A 23,998-nucleotide genomic window follows, 5' to 3' on the forward strand; every position below is an offset into this window, starting at 1 on the left:
CTTATTTTGCTTGTGGTAGGGCTTATTAACACCGTTTTTTGTTGTGATAAAAGTCTGTGTTATTAGCACGGCTGTTAAGGTTTTATGATTTGGCTCTATATTGAAAACGGCGTATCACCGCCAGTAATAAAAGTAATAAAGGAATAACAAAGTCGATAACACGCGTGTAGCGCGCATAAGGTGTTAGTCCAGTAACTAAAGCTACTTGGCTGCTCAGTACCGCTTGTTCAAATTGTGGGATTTGTTTAAGAATACGACCTTGATGGTCAATAACAGCGGTAATGCCATTGTTGGTTGCCCGTAAGAAAGGTCGGCCAAACTCTAGCGCACGCATTCTAACAATTTCTAAGTGTTGGTGTGGGCCATGTGAATCACCAAACCAAGCATCATTACTCACGGTTAAGAGTAAATCAGTTTGGTTAGAAAAATTAGCGCTAAGTTGCTCTGCAAAAGCGACTTCAAAGCAGATCAGTGGTAGTAAGTGATAACCATTAGCGACGAGGTTTTTTTGCACATATTCACCACGACTAAAAGACGACATCGGCAAATTAAAAATCGCTGCTAGTGGTCTTAACCAATCAGCAAAGGGCACAAACTCACCTATGGGCAGTAAGTGATGCTTAGCATAACGATTCTGATTGTTATATTGGTAACTTCCTTGACTGTCACTCGGTAATTCTTTACCCAGTACGATTAAATTATTGTAATAATTTCTGCTATTGATGTTGTAATCAATGATACCGGAAATAATAGCGCTGTTATTTAATAAGGCTGAGTTTTGTGCTATTTGTAAGAAATCTTGCGCTTGGGTACTTGGCTCTATTGCGGTGATGGCTGACTCTGGCCAAATAACAATATCAGCAGGATAATTTTTCCGGGTTAAATCTAAGTAGCTTAACATGGTTGGCCAAGTTAACTCTGGCGACCATTTCATTGCTTGCTTGATATTGCCTTGTACCATCACAGTGTTAACAGACTGACCTGTTGCTGACACCCAAACTTTATTCTGTAAGGCTAGGCTTGCTACACTAATGGCGACAAGTAAGGCAATATGTCGCCAAGGTTTGCGCTGTTTAACAATATAAACTATGGCAATGCTGAGGGTAATGACTAGGGCGCTGATACCTTTCTCGCCCATGATAGGGGCAAACACAGCCAAAGGACCGTCAATCTGACTATAACCTAAAGTTAACCAAGGAAAGCCGGTGAGTAATACGCCACGTAAGAACTCAGCAAGTAGCCAAAAGGGTAATAAAAGCCAAAGATTAAGTTTTTGTTGATAGGAAAAACGCGCAGCCAAATAGCAGGCAAGGGCGAGAAATAGCGCTAAATAGACACACAGCAGCACCATTAATAATATCGACACAATCAGCGGTAAACCACCAAACTGGTCGATACTGACATGTACCCAACTGATACCCGCAGAAAACCAACCAAAGGCAAAGATAAAACCTTGCTTGGCTGCCGCTCTAGCTGATTTTCCTTGTAGCGAATATAGCCAAGTGGGTAATATTATTGCCATCAGCCAATAATAAGAAAATGGTGCATAGCAGAGTACTAATGCAAGCCCCAGTAAAAAACTGAGGCCATTGTCTTTATTAATGATCTTGTGGTTAATTCGTGTAAAGAATTTATTTAGCATAAAGGATTAATCAGCAACTTTACCTGCAACTACATGCTCTTTTGGTACGGTAATTTGCAAGGTTTGAATGCGACGGTTATCGGCAGCGGTGACTTTGAATATAACTTTATTGATGGTTATTTTTTCACCTTTTTTCGGCATATGACCAAAGTGTTGGGTAACAATACCCCCTATGGTATCGGCATCACGTTCATTGAATTGAAAATTAAAGTAATTATTAAAGTCGTTAAGGTCGGTAAGTGACTTCACTTGATAAACTTGACCGGCAAGGTACTTAATATCTTCTTCCATGGCATCATCGGTTTCGTCTTCAATTTCACCAACAATCAGCTCTAGAATATCTTCAATGGTCACCACACCTGAAACACCACCGTATTCATCAACGACAACCGCCATATGATAACGCTGTTGGCGAAACTCTTTTAAAAGTGGATCAACTTTTTTACTCTCAGGAACAATAATGGCTGGACGAATAATTTGTGCAATGGTGAATGTTTCATCGAATTGGCTAAAGCCGTAAGCGAGTAAATCCTTCGCTAATAAGATGCCTTCAACGTCGTCAATATCATCATTAATCACGGGAAATCTTGAATGTCCAGAATCCACTATAATGGCGAGTGATTTCTCTAATGGATCATTAATATCTAAGGTGACCATTTGTGACCGAGGGATCATAATATCACGTACTCGCATATCAGATACTTCGAGTACGCCTTCGATCATTTGCTTGATCTCAGGGTTGATAAATTCATGGTTTTCAGCATCATTTAATGCATTGACTAGCTGCTCTTTGCTTCTCGGTTCTCCGGTAAATATTTGTATAATCTTAGTCAAGATTGACTTATTTGAAGAACCGTTACTAGAGTGGGGTTGGTCGTCGCTCATAGAGCCTTTTTAATTCCTTGTTCGTTGAATTTAGTACTATTTAATTATTCGACTAGTTTGTAACCGATCGTAGTTAATTTCAAGTATTAAATTGTTGCATATTCTCTTCAGTAACTATTTTACTGACAGAGATCAAATAATGGTTTGATATTTATACTAAGCGAATTCATCAATGAGCCCGCTTACGATTAAATATTGGCTGCTATTGTATTTCATAAGGCGCAGCAATGCCCAAACCGGTAATTATTTTCGTTTCAAGTGCTTCCATTTCTTCTGCTTCATCATCGTCAATATGATCAAAACCCAATAAATGTAAGCAGCCATGTACAACCATGTGCGCCCAATGGGCATTGATAGATTTGTGTTGTTCTGCGGCTTCTTGCTCAACAACATCAACGCAAATAATAAGATCACCTAATAAATCCAGTTCAATGCCATCAGGTACTTCAAATGGAAATGATAAAACATTGGTGGCTTTGTCTTTGCCTCGATATTGATGATTAAGCTGGCGGCTTTCATCACTATTGACCAACCTAATGGTAAGTTCAAATGATTTTTCATATGGCACTAGCGCGGCCTCAGTCCAACGTTGAAAGTCACTGAGTTCAGGCACCGTCTTATCATCACAAGCCAATTGTAAATCGACGACAATATTAGCCACGTTATTCGCCATGTTTGCTTTCGCTTGCAGCGGCTAAGGCTTCTGCTTTTTGCTGTTGTTCGCGCGCTTGTTGTTTTTCTGCTTTTAAGCGCTGCTCTTTTTGCTCAAACGCTTCATAAGCTTCAACTATATGACCGACAACAGGGTGGCGTACCACATCTTTTGCTTGAAAGAAGTTAAAACTAACGCCGGGTATATCCACTAATACTTCAATAGCATGGCGTAAGCCAGATTTTTGTCCGCGTGGTAAATCTACCTGAGTTATGTCACCTGTGATCACGGCGCGCGAGTTAAAGCCGATACGGGTTAAGAACATTTTCATTTGTTCTACAGTAGTATTTTGACTTTCATCAAGAATAATAAAGGCATCGTTTAATGTTCTACCGCGCATGTAGGCCAATGGAGCCACTTCGATGACATTACGCTCAATCAGCTTTTCAACTTTCTCAAAACCGAGCATTTCAAATAGCGCATCGTATAACGGACGTAGATATGGGTCGACTTTTTGCGATAAATCACCAGGTAAAAATCCGAGCTTTTCACCCGCTTCTACGGCTGGGCGGGTCAGTAATATACGTCTGACTTCTTGACGCTCTAAAGCATCAACAGCACAGGCCACCGCTAGGTAAGTTTTACCTGTACCGGCAACACCAACACCAAAGCTGATATCATTGGTAATCACATTTTGGACATAACTTTGCTGGCTTTCGTTACGTGGCTTGACCATGCCACGTTTGGTCTTTATCGTCACCATATCGTCGTATTTAGCATCAAGCTTGCTTGGTGCGGCTTCTAAGACTCCGGCTTCGACAATGGCTAAGTGCAGCATTTTAGCGGTAATGGTGTTTGACTTACCTTTAACGGTTTCAGTTTCAAGGTAAAGATTGATCAAAAGTTGCTTCACAGCCTCTGCATTGACACTTTTACCGGTGACTTTAAACTCATGGCTTCTGTAGCTGATCTCAACGCCCATTCGACGTTCTATCGTCTTAAGGTTGTCGTCTATAGCGCCACACAAATTGGCCAGACGATTATTATCGGCTGGAGATAGTTCAAAAGTTATACTGGTATTTTTACTCAATTGCTGCTCCCAAGTGTTTGAAGTAACATGTTAAAAGGGCAAATAATTATTTGCCCTTAATATTTACTTTTATGAATAATAATAGCTTAAGGCGTAAAGGTGGCTACCCCTAGCTCATTCACTGGATTTTGTTCTGCTTGGTGATGGTTGTTCGCTAAAATGTCAGCGGGTGAATGGGCGATACGTAACCCCATTTCACTTTCTTGACGAACCAGTTCACCACGTAACGAATTGGCATAAACATCCGTAATCTTAACATCAACAAATTGGCCAATAACGGTATGTGGAGCAACAAAGTTTACGATACGATTGTTTTCTGTTCGGCCACGCAATTCCATTGGATTTTTCTTGGACGGACCTTCAACTAGAATACGTTGCTCGGTATCAAGCATATGACGTGCAATTTGCAGTGCTTGTTGACTGATACGGTCTTGCAATATTTGTAAACGTTGCTTTTTAGTTTCATCACTAATGTCATCAACCATATCGGCCGCAGGCGTACCTGGGCGAGCACTGTAAATAAAGCTGAAACTTAAATCAAAATCTACTGCTTTAATTAAGTTCATGGTCGCTTCAAAATCCGCATCAGTTTCACCTGGAAAACCAATGATAAAGTCAGATGACATACAAATGTCAGGTCGAACTTTTTTCAATTTACGGATTTGAGACTTGTACTCTAAAGCGGTATGGCCACGCTTCATTTGCGTTAAAATACGGTCTGAGCCACTTTGCACGGGTAAATGTAAGTGACTAACAAGCTCAGGCACATCAGCGTAAACATCAATAATATCATCAGTAAATTCGATTGGATGTGATGTGGTATAGCGAATGCGGTCAATACCGTCAATGGTAGCGACTAGGCGCAACAGTTCAGAAAAACGACAAATACTACCGTCATGCGAATCGCCGCGATAACCGTTAACATTCTGGCCAAGTAAATTGACTTCGCGCACACCTTGCTCGGCAAGTTGAGCAATTTCATATAATACATCATCAAGCGGACGACTGACTTCTTCACCGCGGGTATAAGGTACTACACAGAAGGTACAATATTTACTACAACCTTCCATAATAGAAACAAAGGCAGTAGCCCCATCGGCTTTTGGCTCAGGTAAACGGTCAAATTTTTCAATCTCTGGGAAGCTCACATCAACAACATGACCTTTGTGACCGGTAACTTGCTGGATCATTTCAGGTAAACGGTGCAAGGTTTGTGGACCAAAAACCATATCTACATAAGGGGCACGTTGACGAATAGCATCGCCTTCTTGTGAAGCAACACAACCACCAACACCTATGATTAAATCAGGATTTTTTACTTTGAGGTTTTTCCAACGACCTAACTGATGAAACACTTTTTCTTGTGCTTTTTCACGGATAGAGCAGGTGTTAAGTAAGATAACATCAGCATCTTCTGCTGCTTCGGCTAATTCAAAGCCATGGGTAGAGTCTAAAAGTTCAGCCATTTTCTGCGAGTCATACTCGTTCATTTGACAGCCCCAAGTTTTGATATATAGCTTTTTACTCATTGTTTCGCGCCTAATCTTTTCTATGAATTGATTCTAGTTTTTGCTAGAGAATTTAAGGAGGCATATTTTACTCTTTCTTTGCCTATGATGCTAGCTTAGAAATATCTTGGTTAAAAATAGTTTTAAGTTTTTAGTTTAGCGCTATGAGTCATCATAAATTTGAAGCGCCTAGTTTGACCTTTAAACGCTTAATGGGGCGTTTTGTTGCGAGTGCTTTACTTGAGTTTTATTCGGTTCATTAATGCGAGGGTTCACTTTATCTGCGGGTAAAACGAGCAAATAAATAACCGAGTCGTGAGTTAGGCTCATCAGCTAAAATAATCAGAACATGAGTGATGTGGTTATTGCTGCATAATCTGGCACATAAACATCGAATTAAGATATCAGGTTGGGTAGAATAACCTAACGTTCATAAAGTTGTAAAAATCATGATGAATCAGTTTGATTGTGTTGTTGTTGGTGGTGGCATGGTAGGTGCGGCAAGTGCTTTATCACTGGCTGAGTTAGGATTAAGTGTGGCCATTATTGAAAAAAGTGTGCCAAAAAAGTTTTCTCCTGAACAAGCCTTTGACTTGAGGGTTTCAGCGATTTCGTTAGCCTCAGAGCAATTGTTAAAACAATTAAGTGCTTGGCAGCAGTTGCAAAAATGGCGAGTGTGCCCCTATAAGCGCCTTGGCGTATGGGAGATTGAGCGCAGCTACACCGAGTTTAATGCCAAAGATATCGAACAAACGCATTTAGGCCATATTGTTGAAAATAGGTTGATACAACTTTCTTTATGGCAACAAATGCAGCAACACAGCAATATTACTTTATTGTGCCCTGAAACCTTAATTAAACTTGAGCAAAGTCCGACAGACGTTGAGTTAACTTTATCGTCAGGCACTATAAAAGCTAACGTAGTTATTGGTGCCGATGGTCCGAATTCTTATGTCCGTAAACTGGTGAATATTGGCACCACAGGTTGGGACTATGCCCAATCTGCTCTGTTAATCAATGTCGAGACAGAAAAACCACAACAAGATATAACTTGGCAACAGTTTTTTCAAACAGGCCCGATTGCCATGCTCCCTATGTCAGGCAATTGTGCTTCATTAGTTTGGTATCATAATAAAGATGAAATAAAGCGCTTATCAGCATTATCCCATGACACTCTAGCGCAAGAGATAATGCAGCATTTTCCAAGCTGTTTAGGAAAAATAGCCATTACTAATAAAGCCTCGTTTCCCCTAACACGGCGACATGCGAATCAATACCAGAAAGGCCGAGTACTGTTAATAGGCGACGCGGCACATACGATTAATCCTATGGCAGGACAAGGGGTTAATTTAGGCTTTAAAGATGTTAAAGCCTTGCAGCATGTTATTGCAAAAGCTATCGGTGATGGCGAGTTATGGCATCAACCAGACGTTTTATCGCGTTATCAACAAAAAAGAAGAACGGATAATTTATTAATGATGACGACGATGGATGCATTATATTTGTCATTTGGCCATGTATCACCTTTAGTCAAGCTTGCCCGAAATGCGGGCTTAATGATGGTAAATAAAGTGCCAAACTTGAAAAATAAAGCCTTAGCTTATGCGTGTGGTGTATAGCGTTAATTTAATATCTTATACCCGTTTGATTCCCGTTTGATTAGTTATCTGCTCTACTTTATTCGCAGGGAAAACGGCCAAAGACAGGGCGTTTATTTTAATAATGCCTTGTTCAGGACAATAGGCGCCTGCAAGGTCTAATAAACGCATCCATGCAGCGATAGTGATTAAATAAATAACATAGCAGTATGTTTTGAATCAGGAGAAATGATCAGAATAGTAGCAAGCGTATTTATTTTGAAAGGGATCGAGAGTAAAAATCAGCTTAGATTAAAAGTTAAAGTGTATTTTTTATGGGGAATAATAGCTAGTATCTAGGAGATGTATAAGAGAAGTTTAATGATGATAACTATATAGAAGTACAGGAAGAAAATTTATATCTAGAATTGGTGCGGAAGGAGAGACTCGAACTCTCACATCTTGCGATACTGGAACCTAAATCCAGCGCGTCTACCAATTCCGCCACTCCCGCATATTCAGGTAGTAATCTCAATAAATTGAAATCATAAAACAATTAACATAAAAGAAAGTGGCTGGGGTATGAGGATTTGAACCTCAGAATGACGGGATCAAAACCCGCTGCCTTACCGCTTGGCTATACCCCAACTGGATACTTTTAGATTAAAGTGAGAAACATTGATGAACTTTCAAATAACTTAGAAGAAAGTGGCTGGGGTATGAGGATTTGAACCTCAGAATGACGGGATCAAAACCCGCTGCCTTACCGCTTGGCTATACCCCAACAATGTTACTTACTTTCTAACAAATATCATGATGATACTTGTTAGTAGAATGGTACGGGTCAAGAGACTTGAACTCTCACATCTTTCGATACTGGAACCTAAATCCAGCGCGTCTACCAATTCCGCCAAACCCGCATTTTTTCTATTTCTTACTAAGAGTGGAAAGTGGTGGCTACACCGGGATTTGAACCTGGGACCCCATCATTATGAGTGATGTGCTCTAACCAGCTGAGCTATGTAGCCTTTCCATCTCGCCTCTAAGCAAGTGGCGCGTATTATGCAAATCTGATCGCCTTACGTCAACCGTTTTTTATCAAAAAATAAGACTTTTTTCTTGTTTGGCTAATCGCTGTGCAATTTGTCGGATATCTGCACAGAAATAGCCCCCAAAAGACAAAGTTAATCGTAAGCTAGTTTAATGAGTTTACTTATCATGACTATTTAATAACTTCCTTGCTAGCTTTTACCACGAGATTTTTTAATGATCACTAAAATTTTGCTAAACGTTTTATGTTTTATTGTCTTATTGATTGACTAAGTCTGCTTTAAAACCAATTTTTTTTATTTCGTTGGTAGATTTCAGTAAGTCGAAGAAGAGTGATAGCCGTTTTATTACGTTTATGATCTTGTTGCGCGCAGTGAAAACTCCTCACGGCCGATGTTTATGGCTCCAGACAAAAGATTAAAGACTAAAGTTTAAAGGTAAGTACCGACATTTATATAGGCAAGATACTGATTGATAATTATCTCGCCGTCCTTAGCCGTTTTCAGCTATCCATGGCTCAACGGCATTAGTACATTAATGTTTGTCGGAAGTTTCTAGCTATATAGGTAATTGTGCCTTAATCCGATGTTCTAGCTTAGCTCTGCAACTACGCCTTGAAGTGAAACGGCTATTTAATAGCAAGTTGATTAATGACCTGTTCATTTTTAATGGTTAAAATGAAAAAATACCCTGATATACCATTTATCCATTTTTCTGTATGAACAAGTAGTCCACTTAATTAAATGGGGATAACTGAATTATCTTTTAATTATCTTTTAATTGTATTTTAATGTTTGAGGATGATGACAAGCGCTTTACTTACATGCACAGAGCTAGTGTTAACTTTAAAGAGATCAAGTGCGAGGTTATGAGAGAAAAAAAAAGAGAGCCTAAGCTCTCTTTTATTGGGTCGATTAAACTTTAATTAAAAATTAAAAATTAAACATTAAAAATTAAACATTAAATCTGAAATGCACCACGTCGCCATCTTTAACGCGATACTCTTTACCTTCTAAGCGCCACTTACCCGCTTCTTTCGCACCAGACTCACCGTTAAACTCGATAAAATCATCATAGGCAACTACTTCCGCGCGGATAAAGCCTTTTTCAAAATCAGTGTGAATAACACCAGCCGCTTGTGGTGCTGTAGCATCTTGCTTTACTGTCCAAGCTCTTACTTCCTTTACACCCGCGGTAAAATAGGTTTGCAAGTGAAGTAAAGAATAACCCGCATTGATAACACGATTTAGGCCAGGCTCTTCTAAGCCCATTTCAGCCATAAATTCAATACGGTCTTCATCATCCATTTCAGATAATTCGCTTTCAATTTCAGCACAAACCGCGACAACTATCGCCCCTTCGGAATCAGCAATTTTCTGCACTTGGTCAAGGTAAGGGTTATTTTCAAAACCATCATCATTAACATTGGCAATATACATAGTTGGCTTGATGGTTAAAAAGTTTAAATAAGCAACGGCAGCTTTTTCTTCTTTAGTTAAGACTAAAGAACGGATCATTTCACCATCTTCAACATGTTTTAGTATTTTTTCCAATACTGGCATTTCAAATTTAGCCTCTTGATCGCCACCTTTGGCTTTCTTAGCTAAACGAAAAATAGCGCGTTCTGCCGTGTCCATATCAGATAAGGCTAATTCAGTATTGATCACTTCAATATCATCGATTGGACTAACTTTATTAGCAACGTGAATAATATTGTCATTGTCAAAACAACGAACAACATGGCCAATGGCATCAGTTTCACGAATATTAGCTAAAAACTTGTTACCTAAACCTTCACCTTTTGAAGCGCCAGCCACTAAGCCTGCAATATCAACAAATTCCATGGTGGTTGCTAACACACGCTCTGGCTTTACTATCTTTGTTAATGCGTCTAAGCGTGGGTCGGGTACAGGCACAACACCCGTATTAGGCTCGATTGTACAAAAGGGGAAGTTTGCTGCCTCAATACCTGCTTTAGTTAACGCATTGAAAAGCGTTGATTTACCTACGTTGGGCAAGCCAACAATACCACATTTAAATCCCATGATGTTTACCTATTATGTTGACGCAATAACCTTTATTGCGCTTTAAAAGAATGTAGACGATTTTGTGCTTTTTTAATGTCGTCTGTTTGCCAAATTTCAAAACAGCGCGCAGCTTCGTCTATCGCTTGGTCAATTAAGTTTTGTTCATTGGCCGGCGCTTTGCCAAGCACATGCCCAGTAACGCGTTCGCGATGACCTGGATGATCAATACCAATGCGTAACCGATAAAATTCTTTGTTATTAGCCAAGCATGAAATGATATCACGTAAGCCGTTGTGGCCACCGTGGCCGCCACCTTGTTTGATTTTACAAACGCCAGGTAACATATCTAGCTCATCGTGAGCAACAAGAATGCTTTCAACAGGAATACGAAAAAAATTGGCTAAAGGTGCTACGGCTTTACCACTACAATTCATAAAAGTAGTAGGAATGAGAAGATGAACTAATTGCCCAGCAATTAAACCCTTACCGTATAGGCCAGCGTATTTTTTTTCTGGCTTTAGTGAAATGTTGTTACGTGCAGCAAGCTCTTGAACGAACCAATCACCAGCATTATGACGGGTTTTACTGTATTCGGAACCTGGATTTCCTAAGCCGACTACTAATTGAATCGCCATCTAATTATTTACTCTTGTTATTAAACTTAAGGTCAATAAATTCAAGTGTATTTAAAACTAAAAAGCTTAAAGGGCATGTTATAAAAACATCTCCCTTTAAGCTTGTTCATCATGAGTAAAGTTAACTATTACTCAGCTGCAGCCTCTTCAGCTGCTTCGCTGTCTGCATTTGGAACTTTAGGAGCGTTCACAGTAACAACGGCTTGATCATGGCTTTCGCCTTTAGCTAATTCGTCAGATGTAACGCCTTTAGGCAAAGTAACATTTGATAAATGTATTGTTTCACCAACAGCTAAATTAGCAACATCAATTTCAATAAACTCAGGAATGTCAGCAGGTAAACATGTAATTGCTATTTCATTCATTAGATGAGCAATTTTGCCACCTAGTTTTTCTGCTGTTTCTTCATTAAGGAAATGAATTGGAGCATTAACTTGCACAACATGGGTTGCATCGATACGTAAAAAATCTAAATGCATTACAAGTTGTTTAAACGGGTGACGTTGCATGTCTTTTAAAAGACACTCAACAGGCTTGCCATCAACGTTGATAGTTAAAACGTGAGAGTAGAATGCTTCTTCTTGTTGAGCACGAAAAACATTTTTGTGCGCTAACGTTAAAGAAACAGGCTCTTGGCCTTCACCGTATAAAATCGCTGGAACTTTGCTCGCGTGACGTAGGCGGCGGCTCGCACCTTTCCCTAAATCTGTACGTACTTCAGCATCCAATGTAAATAAATCAGTCATGGGTTATATCCATTATTTAATAATTAAAGGTCGTTGCTTTTTGCGACCAAAAGCAACCTGTTCCTTTTTTGTCGGTTAATTAGCGATTAACTAGTGAAGTACTATCCAAGCGTAATTAGCTAAAAAAGGCGCAGCATGATAACACTCCGATGAATCTAAATCCATTACTTATGTTACTTTTAAAGGTAAGGCTATTATGAGTAAGGGCTTTTGATTGATAACAATAAAAAAAAGCACCTAAGGGTGCTTTTTTTGAATGATATTTGTTGATTAACGCTTAAGCATCAAACATCGCAGAAATAGATTCTTCGTTGCATACTCGACGAATAGCTTCTGACAACATACCACTTAAGGTAAGTTGACGAACTTTACCTAGCGCTTTAATTTCATCTGATAGTGGAATTGAGTCAGTGACAACAACTTCATCAATCACTGAATTTTTTATATTCTCAGCCGCATTACCAGAAAATACTGGATGAGTTGCATAAGCAAATACGCGTTTAGCACCGTGTTCTTTTAATGCTTCTGCCGCTTTTGCCAATGTACCACCAGTATCAATCATATCATCAACGATAAAACAGTCACGTCCTTTAACATCACCAATGATGTGCATTACTTGCGCAATATTTGCTTTAGGACGACGTTTATCGATAATGGCAAGATCTGCATCATCTAATAATTTAGCTACGGCACGTGCACGAACAACACCGCCAATATCAGGTGAAACTATCACTGGATTTTCAATGTTACGCGCTAACATATCTTCTAATAAGATAGGCGTACCAAAAACGTTATCCACAGGTACATCAAAAAAGCCTTGAATTTGTTCTGCGTGTAAATCAACCGTTAAAACACGGTCAACACCTACACTTGATAAGAAGTCAGCAACAACTTTCGCGGTAATGGGGACACGAGCACTACGAACGCGACGGTCTTGACGAGCATAACCAAAGTAAGGCATAACAGCGGTAATACGTCCAGCTGATGCACGACGTAGCGCATCAATCATCACGATTAGTTCCATTAAGTTATCGTTGGTAGGGGCACATGTTGATTGAATAATAAAAACATCCGCACCACGTACGTTTTCGGTAATTTCAACACTAATTTCACCATCACTAAAACTGCCAATCTTGGCTTCGCCTAAGGTGATGTATAAGCGATTAGCGATTTGTTTGGCCAGTTCAGGGGTGGCATTACCCGCAAAGATCTTCATGTCAGGCACGACGAGTTCCTTAGAAACTTTTGACATTTAAATTACGATACTGAATAAAACGGTGAGTTAAATATCAGCAAATTATTTTATTTTTGCCAGTTTTAATGGCATTTATATTAATTTTATCCGAACTTAATTGTCGTTTACTGCCGCAATTGCAGCATGTAAGGGCGATTGATTTAGTCCTTCGGCTACGAATGATTCTATACCGTTTGGCAGTAAAGATTGTACATAGCACGCGTCTTGTTTGGAGCTAAAACGTGAAAAAATACACGCACCAGTTCCAGTCATCTGTGACGGTGCGTATTCTATCAACCAAGCCAGTAGTTTGGCAACCTCGGGGTAGTTTTTTATTACCCAGGTTTGACAATCATTGTGATAATTTTCTATATCATCATCGCTGTAACGTATAGTGGGCGTATCTCGAGTTAAATCTTTCGCGGTAAAAACGCTGGCAGTAGAAATGCTGCAATCGGGTTTAGAAACTAAATACCAATAAGTTTTTGGTGCAGCGGGGGTCAGTTGTTCGCCAATGCCTTGGGCAAATGCGGCAAAACCATGAATGAAAATGGGTACGTCAGCGCCCAAAGTTATACCAAGTTCAGCAAGTTGTTTAATCGTCAGCTTTGTTTGCCAAAGTGCATTGAGTGCCAGTAGCACAGTCGCGGCATTTGATGAACCGCCCCCCAAGCCGCCGCCCATAGGTAATAATTTTTCTAACTTAATATCCACCCCTTGCTGACACCCGCTATAGTTTTGCAATAGTCGTGCAGCTTTGATGATTAAATTGTGGTCATTGTTTACGCCGGGAATCGGCGTCAGTAGCGTTATGGCTTTATCTGCTGTGATCCGCAAGGCGATAGTGTCGTGGTAATCTAGAAACTGAAAAACAGTCTCTAGTTGGTGATAACCGTTGTCCATTCTACCGACAATATGTAAAAACAAATTGAGCTTGGCCGGTGACTTAAATACAATAAAGGGCTGCTTATTCACGATAACCTCGTTAAACTTTCCATGAATGAATGACAATTTTTATCCGCAAATCGCCTTGAATAATCGTTAGCTGTTTAGCCAATTGAAATGGGCCAATATGATGATATTTACTGTATTTTATCAACCAGTCTTTATTGTTATAATGACTGGTTAAGGACTGTGGGAGTTGAGTTTTTACATGGTAATCTAGCTTATCTGTAGGTAAAAAAGCTAACCCTTTCAGCCAATGGCTCATGGCACGAGTCGGTAAATCTAAACCGGTAAGTGTATAGATTAAATAGTCTAAATCGGCCGTATTATAAAGATTACCGTCAACTTCTAAAACAAAATTATCTTGCTGTCGAGTCAGTGCTAATACCTTAATGCCGAATAAGGTTGATAAATTTAACGACTCGGTTTGATCAGCTGCATTTTTTTGCCAATGCAATGACGCACTTTGGCGCTTTTGACTATCGATAAAGGCTATTTTCCCCACTATGGTCCAGCTATTAAGCTGTGATACTTGTTGGTTGCGGGTGGCAATATCTTGGTTTTTTTGATTATTCTCTACAGGTATGTCGTTGATGCTAGAACAAGCACTTAACAGACTGACAAAAAATAGCGTAATGAGTCGTATACTATACATAGCATTCCTGAATTGAATGAATTAAATAAGCTTTGCTTATATCAAGAGAAACAACAAATAACAAAAACATATAACTGCATGCTTTCAATTTAAGGTGATCTTACGTAAAATTATCGCGATTTTTTATCTCAGATCATAGGTTTTTTTCAATATCTAACTGATAATTGCGCCAAATAGTCATTACAAGCGTATAATCGGCCGTAAGATAATGGTCATCCGCCGCAGACATTGCCGGCCATTAACATTTTTTGGACTCAATATATTCATATGTCGATAGTTGCATTAGGTATCAATCATAAAACCGCTCCAGTGGCCATTAGGGAAAAAATATCATTTAACCCTGATAACTTGAGTTCGGCTTTGCAGGAACTGATCCATTCAGTAGATTGTAAAGAAGCCGCGATTTTATCTACCTGTAATCGAACCGAGCTTTATATCGTACAAGAAGGTGATATTAGCTTAACGCAAGAGCGTTTAGTGCGTTGGTTAGTACAACACCACAATGTTCCTGCGTCTACCATTACGCCAAGTTTATATTGGCATCAAGATCAACAAGCGGTTAATCATATGATGCGTGTTGCTTGTGGTTTAGATTCTTTGGTATTGGGTGAGCCACAAATATTAGGGCAAATGAAACAAGCCTATAAACAAGCTAAAGCGGCTGGTTCAATGGCGTTAGTGATGGATCGGCTTTTTCAACGTACTTTTGGTGTCGCTAAGCAAGTGAGAACCGATACCGACATAGGGGCAAGTGCGGTTTCTGTTGCTTTTGCTGCGGTTAACCTAGCAAAACATATTTTTGCTAGTTTAGATAAAACCCGGGTTCTGCTAGTGGGTGCTGGGGAAACGATTGAATTAGTAGCTAAACACTTATACGAAAATAATGTTGGCCATATTACGGTGGCAAACCGCACCTTAAGTCGGGCTGAAAACATGGCAAAAAAATTTGGTGCCGATGTTATAACACTCGCACAAATTCCAGAAATGATGTCTAGTGCTGATATCGTCATCAGTTCAACCGGTAGTACTTTACCCATTATAGGTAAAGGTATGGTAGAAAAGGCTTTAATGAAAAGAAAGCATCGGCCAATGTTCATGGTCGATTTAGCTGTTCCTCGTGATATTGAAGAGCAAGTTTCAGATCTTGAAGACGTCTTTCTCTACACCGTTGATGATTTGCAAAACATTATTGCAAAAAATTTAAATAATCGCCGCAAAGAAGCGGTATTAGCCGAAGGTATTGTGACTGAACAGTCATCTGTTTTTATGTCATGGCTACGTGGTTTAAATACCCAAGATACAGTAATCTCATATCGTAAACAGTGTTTAGAAAGTCGTGATCAATTGCTTGAAAGAGCCATGCAGCAATTAGCGACAAACAAAAAACCTGAAGCGGTAATTGCTGAGCTTGCCACTAAACTAACCAATAAATTTATGCATGCACCCACCAGTGCCATTCAATCGGCCGCACAAGGTGGAGAGTTAGACCGGCTTATTTACTTACGCGATATTTTTGATATTGACCATCAAGATTAAGCACTGGGTTTAGCTAGTCTTTAATTTAAGTGGGCAATAATTTACCTTTTGCTATCTTCACACCCGTTGAAACTCTGAGCTAAGCTCTTTATACTGCTCGCTTGCATACCTATTTAGTATAAATTACCTGCATAGTCGAATATAATGCGCGGGTAATTCATCAATTATTGACTATATAAGATCATTTAATGAATAAATCTGTTTACCAAAAACTTGAGATACTTGTCGAACGCTTTGAAGAAGTACAAGCGTTATTGTCTGATCCTGAAACTATTTCTAATCAAGAAAAGTTTCAGGCATTATCAAAAGAATTTTCACAATTAGAAGTTGTAACCTCAGCCTTTCATCGCTTTCAAGATGCCGAGAATGATTTTGCCGCGGCAGAAGAAATGCTTAAAGATGAAGACCCTGATATGCGCGAAATGGCGCAAGAAGAGTTTAAGTCGGCGAAGAAATTGGTAGAGAAAATGACCGAGGAATTGCAAGTTTTATTATTGCCTCGTGATCCAAAAGACGACAATAACTGTTTTGTTGAAATTCGCGCTGGAGCTGGCGGTGATGAAGCCGCTATTTTTGCCGGTGACTTATTCCGTATGTACAGCCGTTATGCTGAAAAGCAAGGTTGGAAAATCGAATTGATGAACTCCAACGAAAGTGAGCAGGGCGGTTATAAAGAAATTATTGTTAAAGTTAACGGTGTTGGTGTTTACGGTCAAATGAAGTATGAGTCTGGCGGTCACAGAGTGCAACGTGTACCTGAAACTGAATCACAAGGGCGTGTGCATACTTCTGCTTGTACTGTGGTTGTGATGCCAGAAATTCCAGAGTCACAAGCCATTGAAATCAATAAAGCTGACTTAAAAGTAGATACTTTCCGTGCCTCTGGTGCGGGTGGACAACACGTTAACAAAACCGATTCAGCTATTCGTATTACCCATATTCCAAGTGGCGTGGCGGTTGAATGTCAAGATCAGCGTTCGCAGCACAAAAACCGTGCCCAAGCGATGTCAGTATTACAAGCTCGCTTACAACAAATAGAAGATGAAAAGCGCCGAAGTGCAGAAGAGTCTTCTCGTCGTAACTTAGTGGCCAGTGGTGATCGTTCTGAGCGAATTCGTACTTATAACTTCCCACAGGGACGCATGAGTGATCATCGTATCAACCTGACACTTTATCGTTTAAACGAGATCATGGAAGGTAATTTACACTTAGTACTTGAGCCTATTATGCAAGAAAGTCAGGCTGATTTATTAGCAGAGCTTGCCGAGCAACATTAGTGAGTGCATCAGTTGTAGCGCAAAGGTTGTCGGTTGAACATCTATCATCGATGACCTTGGCTAAATTAACCGCCTTTGGTCAACAACTTTTGTTGCCTCACTCAGATAGCAGCAAATTAGATACTGAGATACTCATTTGTTTTGTTATTGAAAAACCGAGAAGTTTTTTATTAACTTGGCCAGAGCATCAGTTATCTACCAGCCAAGCAAAGCAATTTGCTGAACTCATGTTGCGCAGAGTTCAGGGCGAACCTATCGCCTATATTGTTCAACTACGTGAGTTTTGGTCATTACCACTGCAAGTTTCACCGGCAACTTTAATTCCGCGTCCAGATACTGAAGTGCTAGTTGAACTGGTGTTAACTCATCATCAAGCAGTAGAACTAAGTTGTTTAGATTTAGGCACAGGTACGGGGGCTATTGCCTTAGCTTTAGCCTCAGAACGACCTCAATGGCAAATAGAAGCGGTAGATTATAGCGATGAAGCCGTTGCGCTCGCCAAGGTCAACGCCGACAACTTAGCGCTAACACAAGTTAATATTTATCAAAGTGATTGGTTTAATCAGATTGCTGATGATAAGCGCTTTGACATTATTGTCAGCAATCCTCCGTATATTGATGAACATGATTATCACCTTAACGAAGGGGATGTCAGGTATGAGCCTAAAACCGCATTAGTTGCGGCGGATAATGGCTTAGCGGATATTAAAATCATTGCTCACCAAGCACTTAACTTTTTAAAACTGGGTGGATTTTTGTATATTGAACATGGCTTTGAGCAAAGTAAAATGGTGCAAAAAATTCTAGCCGATTTAGCTTATAGCGAAATCAAAACAATAAAAGATTACAGTCACAATGACCGAGTTACTTGGGCTTGTTACTCTGCATAAAGCACAAAACTAAAAAATAAACTTAACGGAGTTCATCATGCTTAAAAATTTACATATGACCATTGCGGTGATCAGTGTTTTACTTTTTACTTTTCGTTTTGCCTTAACCTTAGCTAATTCAAATAAATTAACCTTGAAATGGTTGAAAATTGCCCCACATATTATCGATACCTTATTACTGGGTCTTGGGGTCGCGTTATCGGTTCAGCTAGCGATAAATCCAGTAGAACAACTCTGGTTTGCCGAAAAACTGTTTGCCGTGTTTGCTTATATTTTTACCGGTTACTACACCCTGAAATTGGCGCGAAATCGCGCTATGCAAATTATTGGCTTTTTGGGCGCAATAGGCTGGGTAATGCTGATTGTTCGTCTAGCCATAAGCAAGGAGTCCGTATTTTTAGCTGGCTTATAAACGGCTAAAATCATGACCAAATTCATTAAGTTAGTTACCACTCAGAGCTTGTTAGCGGTTTGAGAACAAGTTTGATTTTTTGCATATAGAATATGCTATATGCAGGGAATTATAGGAAGTTATAGGCGGTTATCGAAGCGCTGTAAACTCCCAAGGGTGAGTTGAAAAAGCTGGCAGCCTACGTTATTGATTTTGAAAATGGAATAACCATTCTCTCTAACCAATGCCTTGTTTCTAAGCTTTTAAATCTCGCTAAGTGGCAAGAAACTTATTGGCATTGGTATAAGTATTAAACACTAATAGAGTATGCATGAACGATTTATTGTTATCAGAAATTAAATCTGAAGAAAATGAACTATTACAAACTTTTTTATTAATAGAAGAGTTTATTTTTGGCAAAAAAACGGCTGTTCAAACTGAACTGGATGACCTAGTGGGTTATTGCCAAGGTGAGACTGATGAAATTAAAGATCCCATTGAACGTGCTGAGGTATTGATTAATGCCTTGTTTATTGATCAACTTTTTATTGATAAACAGCAACAAAATTGGCCAGTAATGTCATATCAGGTGTCATCAGCGTTAACGCATAAACTGGTTTCACCTATCTTAAAATCGGTACTTATTGCCTATGTAGCCAATGCTTGTGATTGTCAGACTGACATTGTTTTTGTACCAGAAAAAGCCATGTTAAGAATTATTTGTGATGACAGTTACGCCATTATTCTTGATCCCGTTACCGGCGAGTCGTTAAATTGGCACGAGCTTGATACTCGCATGAGTGAAATTTCAGGTGACCCATTTGAAGTCACGCTAGATATAATGAAACAAGAAAGCCTAGTGCTTGAACATATCACGAGTCTAAAAGCGGCTTTTATACGAGAACAGGCTTACGATAACGCACTCAAATGTGTGGATATGCTATTGGCACTGAATCCAAATGATCCCTTTGAACGTCGCGACCGTGGCTTTTTATTACATCAACTTGATTGTTTTAAAGTCGCCTATGATGATTACCAATACTTTGTTGAGCAATGCCCCAAAGATCCTGCGGCGCAGCTATTAAAGCTTCAGTTAGATAAAATTTCAATTGCAGATACCATATTGCATTAACAAAACTTACCGGTTAAAAAGTCGGCTTAAGCGTCATTTATAAGAATAATAATAATAACGTAACTTGAAAAATCATAAGGATAAGTAATGCAAGATTCAGTCGTGGCTAGCATGCCATTGATCACCAACGACGCAACAGTACTTGGAATTCTAGCGCTAATTTTAGGCTTTGTTTTCTATACCTCAAGCAGCAGTAACCCAGCTTGTCGCTCATTTTATAAGTATGTGCCCGCACTGTTAATGTGCTATTTGTTACCATCGCTTTTAAATACTTTTGGTATTGTTAGTGCTGAAGTCAGTCAAGTTGATGAAGTGGCAAAATATTATTTATTACCCGCTTGTTTAGTCTTATTGACGCTTAGTATCGACATTAAAGCTATTGCTGGCCTGGGTAGTAAAGCCATTATTATGTTTTTAACCGGTACCGTTGGCGTAATCATAGGTGGGCCAATAGCATTATTAATTGTTTCAGCTGTATGGCCTGAGTTAATTGGGGTTTCAGGCCCAGACGCGGTATGGCGAGGTATGGCAGCGCTGGCGGGAAGTTGGATTGGCGGCGGCGCAAATATGCTTGCTATGAAAGAAATTTACGGTGCTGATGGTAAAATATTCACCATTATGGTGACGGTAGATATTGTTGTTGCCAATATTTGGATGGCCATTTTGCTTTATATGGCGGCGAACCATAAGCGAATTGATGCAAAAAATGGTGCAGATACTTCAAGCATTGATCGATTGATTGAAAAAGTTGAAGCCGAAACCCAAGAAAATTCAAAACAACCTGAACTAAAAGATTATATGCTCATTTTAGCCGTTGGCTTTGGTGCTGCCGGTTTGGCACATTTAGCGGCTGATTACTTAGTACCCTTTTTCCAAAACAGCTATCCTGAGTTGAAGAAATTTAGCTTACACAGTAAATTATTTTGGATCATCGTATTAGTGACCACTATCGGTTTAGCACTTTCCTTTACTAAAGTCAGAAAACTAGAGGCGGTAGGAGCCTCAAAGGTGGGTAGTAGTTTTCTTTATATTTTAGTCGCTACTATTGGTTTGCATATGGATATTACGCAAATTGTTGAAGCGCCTAAATATATGGTGATTGGCTTAATATGGATGGCCGTGCACATAGGCTTATTATTTGCAGTACGTAAGTACATTAAAGCGCCAGTATTTTATTTAGCTGTGGGTAGTAAAGCTAATATTGGCGGCGCCGCATCGGCACCCGTTATTGCCTCGGCATTTCATCCGTCATTAGCACCTGTTGGGGTTTTGTTAGCCGTTTTTGGTTATGCATTAGGCACTTATATGGCATGGTTATGTGGCCAGTTGTTAAGAATTATTGGCAGCTAGAATCGCCGCTAATCTATAGATAAATATTGGAAATATTATGACAAAGCAATTAATTACACTGGGCGATATTGATATCGCCAACGATAAACCTTTCGTATTATTTGGTGGTATGAATGTGCTGGAGTCGAGAGACTTAGCCATGACCATTGCCGAGCACTATGTTGAAGTAACCCAAAAACTCAATATTCCTTTTGTATTTAAGGCCTCATTTGATAAAGCTAACCGTTCGTCGGTTAGCGCATATCGTGGCCCTGGTTTGGACGAAGGCTTAAAGATTTTTCAAGAAATTAAGTCGACATTTAATGTCCCGATTATTACTGACGTACATGAACCTTATCAAGCTGGACCTGTTGCGGAAGTGGCTGATATTATTCAGTTACCTGCGTTTCTTGCACGTCAAACTGATTTGGTGGTTGCCATGGCAAAAACCGGTGCGATTATTAACGTGAAAAAGCCACAATTTTTGGCTGCCCATGAAATGCGTCATATCATCAATAAGTTTGCCGAAGCCGGTAACGAAGACATTATTCTTTGCGAGCGTGGTAGTTGCTTTGGTTACAATAACTTAATTGTTGATATGTTAGCCATGGATGAGATGAAAAGCTATGCGCCCGTTATGTTTGACGCCACGCATGCCTTACAACGCCCAGGTGGTAGAGAAGACTCAGCTGATGGCCGACGTGCACAAGCGGCGCAATTAGCCCGTAGTGGTATGGCTATTGGTATTGCAGGCTTATTTATTGAGTCGCACCCTGATCCATTAAACGCAAAGTGCGATGGCCCTTGCGCGTTACCCTTAGATAAACTTGAACCTTATTTAGCACAAATGAAAGCGTTAGACGAGCTAGTTAAAGGCTTTGAACCGCTCATTACAGGGTAGATACTTCAATTTAGATAGTACGGCTTAGATTGTGGGTTATAAAGTGGCGCTAGGTTAATTAGCTATTGTTGAGCTTACTAAGTTAGTAGCAATTGCCAGTAACTACTTTTAGTCACAACAACACATCGTTTACTCAACATATTGACTACAAAGAAAAAGGGCGCTATTAAGCGCCCTTTTTCTATATGAGTAGTGCCATGATTAATGGTTATTTCAAGTGGTGAAAGTCGATATCTTCGATATTTTTACCCGCTTTAGGGTCGTTAAACACCGCTTCATCAAATTGATCTTCAGACTTACCGACAATAACCGTTACCATACTATCACCCGTCACGTTAACCGCGGTACGTGTCATATCTAGTAAGCGGTCTACACCAATAATTAGCGCAATGCCTTCAACAGGTAAACCGACTTGCTCTAGCACCATAGCTAACATAATTAAGCCAACACCGGGAACACCCGCCGTGCCAATTGATGCTAATGTCGCTGTTAATATCACCATTAAATAATCAGTAAGCGTTAAGTCTTGGCTAAATACTTGTGCAATAAATACCGTAGCAACACCCTGCATAATTGCCGTACCGTCCATATTAATGGTGGCACCTAATGGCACAGTAAATGAAGCAATGGAGTTCTTAACACCCATTTTCTTTGTTGTTGTCTCTAAGGTAATGGGTAAAGTTGCATTACTGCTTGAGGTTGAAAATGCAAAAATAGCGGTATCACGCATTTTCTTTAAAAAGATTAATGGATTTAAGCCAGTAAATAACTTAAGTAAAACAGGATAAGTGATAAAGGCATGCAGTAATAATGCAAAAAGCACCACAAAGAAATACCCCAACAAATTGCCAAAGGTACTTAACGACACGTCAGTAAATAAGCCGGCTAATAAACAAAATACACCATAGGGCGCAATGTTCATCAAGATAGTAACAAGGCGCATAATTACAACACTCATATCTTCAAAAAGTGCAGCAACACGCTCGCCCGGTTTGCCAGAAAGTGCAATGGCGATACCAAATAATAAAGCAAAAATAATAACTTGCAGCATGTTGCCCTGAGCAAATGAGGCAAATGGATTACTTGGGAACATTTGAATAAGGGTTTGAGCAAGTGAAGGGGCTTCTCGACTGGTAAAGGTTGTACCCGCCGTCATATTTACGCCTTCACCAGGGCTAACAAGTAAAGCTAAACCCATAGCAAAGCTAATCGCAATAGCCGTTGTGAGTAAATATAAGCCTATAGACTTACCACCGATGCGACCTAGCTTAGTGGTATCTTTTAGTGAGCAAGTGCCGCAAATTAACGAAACGAACACTAAAGGTACGACCAACATTTGTAAACTAGAAATAAATACTTGGCCAATAACTTCAAAAACACCATCAACTAAAAAGCCGCGGACTGAAAAATCAAAGAGGTATAGAGGAATAACGAAATCAGAGCCATCAGGCATCAACCATTGTAAAATTGTGCCAGTGAGAATACCCGCAATCATACCGGTAACAATTCGAGCAGTTAAACTTGCTTGCTTTTTTTCAGCCATATTTTTCTTATTTTATTGAGCGATGCCTTATTATGTTGTTGCGACGAGCAGAAATCAAATGTTTAAAGCATAGGGCTGTTGATTTTAGAAGATTATTTTTATTGCCGGTTTTTTTGCTCTTTAATTAAGCTAAGTAGATAAAAGGTAATGACTGGCGTTAATATGCGATGCGACGAGCTTAACTACAAAAAAAGATTTTTATGGTGCGTATGTTAAGTTGTTTAACTTTTTTTACTATATCCACTTTGCTTGAAAAATTTCATAGCTGCCTAGCTATTTGTCTCAATGAAAAATAGCATTTCGTCTGATTTAATTGGCGTAAATTTAATAGATAACTCCCTGAAAACCACCAA

Annotated in this window: 20 protein-coding genes and 5 tRNA genes; 8 read left to right on the top strand and 17 right to left on the bottom strand. The window is 39.6% G+C overall.

Annotated features, from left to right (window positions below):
- Positions 1-82: 82 nt before the first annotated feature.
- The 5 genes from lnt to miaB all read right to left on the bottom strand — a co-directional run bounded on the left by lnt (position 83) and on the right by miaB (position 5,798).
- The gene (lnt, locus tag H4J61_RS10960) at positions 83-1,642 is read right to left on the bottom strand and encodes an apolipoprotein N-acyltransferase (protein ID WP_182185065.1); all 1,560 of its coding nucleotides are present in this window, start codon (positions 1,640-1,642) and stop codon (positions 83-85) included.
- 6 nt (positions 1,643-1,648) lie between these two features.
- Positions 1,649-2,527: an HlyC/CorC family transporter gene (locus tag H4J61_RS10965; RefSeq protein ID WP_182136909.1), complete on the bottom strand. Its 879-nt coding sequence runs from the start codon at positions 2,525-2,527 to the stop codon at positions 1,649-1,651.
- 202 nt (positions 2,528-2,729) lie between these two features.
- Positions 2,730-3,200: an rRNA maturation RNase YbeY gene (ybeY, locus tag H4J61_RS10970; protein WP_220461242.1), complete on the bottom strand. Its 471-nt coding sequence runs from the start codon at positions 3,198-3,200 to the stop codon at positions 2,730-2,732.
- Positions 3,190-4,269, bottom strand: coding sequence for a PhoH family protein (locus H4J61_RS10975; protein ID WP_182136908.1), 1,080 nt, complete (start codon positions 4,267-4,269; stop codon positions 3,190-3,192). The genes ybeY and H4J61_RS10975 overlap by 11 nt, the downstream gene beginning before the upstream one ends.
- An 86-nt stretch (positions 4,270-4,355) precedes the next feature.
- Entirely contained in the window at positions 4,356-5,798 is a 1,443-nt protein-coding gene (gene miaB, locus H4J61_RS10980) for a tRNA (N6-isopentenyl adenosine(37)-C2)-methylthiotransferase MiaB (RefSeq protein WP_182136907.1), read from the bottom strand.
- A 431-nt stretch (positions 5,799-6,229) separates the two neighbouring features.
- On the opposite strand from miaB, the gene H4J61_RS10985 reads away from it, so the two are divergent.
- Entirely contained in the window at positions 6,230-7,396 is a 1,167-nt protein-coding gene (locus H4J61_RS10985; RefSeq protein WP_182185221.1) for an FAD-dependent oxidoreductase, read from the top strand.
- 387 nt (positions 7,397-7,783) lie between these two features.
- On the opposite strand, the gene H4J61_RS10990 is transcribed toward H4J61_RS10985, so the two are convergent.
- From H4J61_RS10990 to lolB, 11 genes are all read right to left on the bottom strand, one after another.
- A tRNA-Leu gene (locus H4J61_RS10990) sits at positions 7,784-7,868 on the bottom strand.
- Between the two features lie 58 nt (positions 7,869-7,926).
- Positions 7,927-8,001: transfer RNA gene (locus H4J61_RS10995), tRNA-Gln, on the bottom strand.
- A 62-nt stretch (positions 8,002-8,063) separates the two neighbouring features.
- Positions 8,064-8,138 (bottom strand) — tRNA-Gln (locus H4J61_RS11000).
- 51 nt (positions 8,139-8,189) lie between these two features.
- Positions 8,190-8,274: transfer RNA gene (locus H4J61_RS11005), tRNA-Leu, on the bottom strand.
- 31 nt (positions 8,275-8,305) lie between these two features.
- A tRNA-Met gene (locus H4J61_RS11010) sits at positions 8,306-8,382 on the bottom strand.
- A 975-nt stretch (positions 8,383-9,357) separates the two neighbouring features.
- On the bottom strand, positions 9,358-10,449 hold the full coding sequence (gene ychF / locus H4J61_RS11015) for a redox-regulated ATPase YchF (protein ID WP_182138023.1): 1,092 nt from the start codon (positions 10,447-10,449) through the stop codon (positions 9,358-9,360).
- Between the two features lie 32 nt (positions 10,450-10,481).
- Complete coding sequence (gene pth / locus H4J61_RS11020) at positions 10,482-11,066, bottom strand: aminoacyl-tRNA hydrolase (RefSeq protein ID WP_182138024.1); 585 nt, start codon at positions 11,064-11,066, stop codon at positions 10,482-10,484.
- A gap of 128 nt (positions 11,067-11,194) precedes the next feature.
- The gene (locus H4J61_RS11025) at positions 11,195-11,812 is read right to left on the bottom strand and encodes a 50S ribosomal protein L25/general stress protein Ctc (RefSeq protein WP_182185066.1); all 618 of its coding nucleotides are present in this window, start codon (positions 11,810-11,812) and stop codon (positions 11,195-11,197) included.
- A gap of 277 nt (positions 11,813-12,089) precedes the next feature.
- Positions 12,090-13,037, bottom strand: a complete 948-nt coding sequence (locus H4J61_RS11030) for a ribose-phosphate pyrophosphokinase (RefSeq protein ID WP_182138118.1) — start codon at positions 13,035-13,037, stop codon at positions 12,090-12,092.
- Between the two features lie 123 nt (positions 13,038-13,160).
- Complete coding sequence (gene ispE, locus H4J61_RS11035; RefSeq protein ID WP_310650055.1) at positions 13,161-14,021, bottom strand: 4-(cytidine 5'-diphospho)-2-C-methyl-D-erythritol kinase; 861 nt, start codon at positions 14,019-14,021, stop codon at positions 13,161-13,163.
- 10 nt (positions 14,022-14,031) lie between these two features.
- Positions 14,032-14,646, bottom strand: a complete 615-nt coding sequence (lolB, locus tag H4J61_RS11040; protein WP_182138026.1) for a lipoprotein insertase outer membrane protein LolB — start codon at positions 14,644-14,646, stop codon at positions 14,032-14,034.
- A 267-nt stretch (positions 14,647-14,913) separates the two neighbouring features.
- Between lolB and hemA the strand changes: the two genes are divergently transcribed.
- The 7 genes from hemA to kdsA all read left to right on the top strand — a co-directional run bounded on the left by hemA (position 14,914) and on the right by kdsA (position 22,102).
- Positions 14,914-16,182 (top strand): glutamyl-tRNA reductase, encoded by a 1,269-nt coding sequence (gene hemA / locus H4J61_RS11045; protein ID WP_182185067.1) that lies wholly within the window; start codon positions 14,914-14,916, stop codon positions 16,180-16,182.
- Between the two features lie 188 nt (positions 16,183-16,370).
- Entirely contained in the window at positions 16,371-17,459 is a 1,089-nt protein-coding gene (gene prfA, locus H4J61_RS11050; protein ID WP_182185068.1) for a peptide chain release factor 1, read from the top strand.
- A 50-nt stretch (positions 17,460-17,509) separates the two neighbouring features.
- The gene (gene prmC / locus H4J61_RS11055; RefSeq protein ID WP_182185223.1) at positions 17,510-18,349 is read left to right on the top strand and encodes a peptide chain release factor N(5)-glutamine methyltransferase; all 840 of its coding nucleotides are present in this window, start codon (positions 17,510-17,512) and stop codon (positions 18,347-18,349) included.
- A gap of 37 nt (positions 18,350-18,386) precedes the next feature.
- Positions 18,387-18,761, top strand: a complete 375-nt coding sequence (locus H4J61_RS11060; protein WP_182185069.1) for a SirB2 family protein — start codon at positions 18,387-18,389, stop codon at positions 18,759-18,761.
- A 310-nt stretch (positions 18,762-19,071) separates the two neighbouring features.
- Positions 19,072-19,872: a tetratricopeptide repeat protein gene (locus H4J61_RS11065; protein WP_182138030.1), complete on the top strand. Its 801-nt coding sequence runs from the start codon at positions 19,072-19,074 to the stop codon at positions 19,870-19,872.
- Positions 19,873-19,959: 87 nt separating this feature from the next.
- Positions 19,960-21,222: a DUF819 domain-containing protein gene (locus tag H4J61_RS11070; RefSeq protein ID WP_182185070.1), complete on the top strand. Its 1,263-nt coding sequence runs from the start codon at positions 19,960-19,962 to the stop codon at positions 21,220-21,222.
- Between the two features lie 37 nt (positions 21,223-21,259).
- Positions 21,260-22,102, top strand: coding sequence for a 3-deoxy-8-phosphooctulonate synthase (kdsA, locus tag H4J61_RS11075; RefSeq protein WP_182138032.1), 843 nt, complete (start codon positions 21,260-21,262; stop codon positions 22,100-22,102).
- Positions 22,103-22,310: 208 nt separating this feature from the next.
- Here the strand turns inward: kdsA and H4J61_RS11080 are convergent, their stop codons facing one another.
- On the bottom strand, positions 22,311-23,645 hold the full coding sequence (locus H4J61_RS11080) for a dicarboxylate/amino acid:cation symporter (protein ID WP_182185071.1): 1,335 nt from the start codon (positions 23,643-23,645) through the stop codon (positions 22,311-22,313).
- Positions 23,646-23,998: the final 353 nt, after the last annotated feature.

The sequence above is a fragment of the Colwellia sp. MB3u-4 genome, from assembly GCF_014077065.1.
Classification (GTDB): Bacteria; Pseudomonadota; Gammaproteobacteria; order Enterobacterales; family Alteromonadaceae; genus Cognaticolwellia.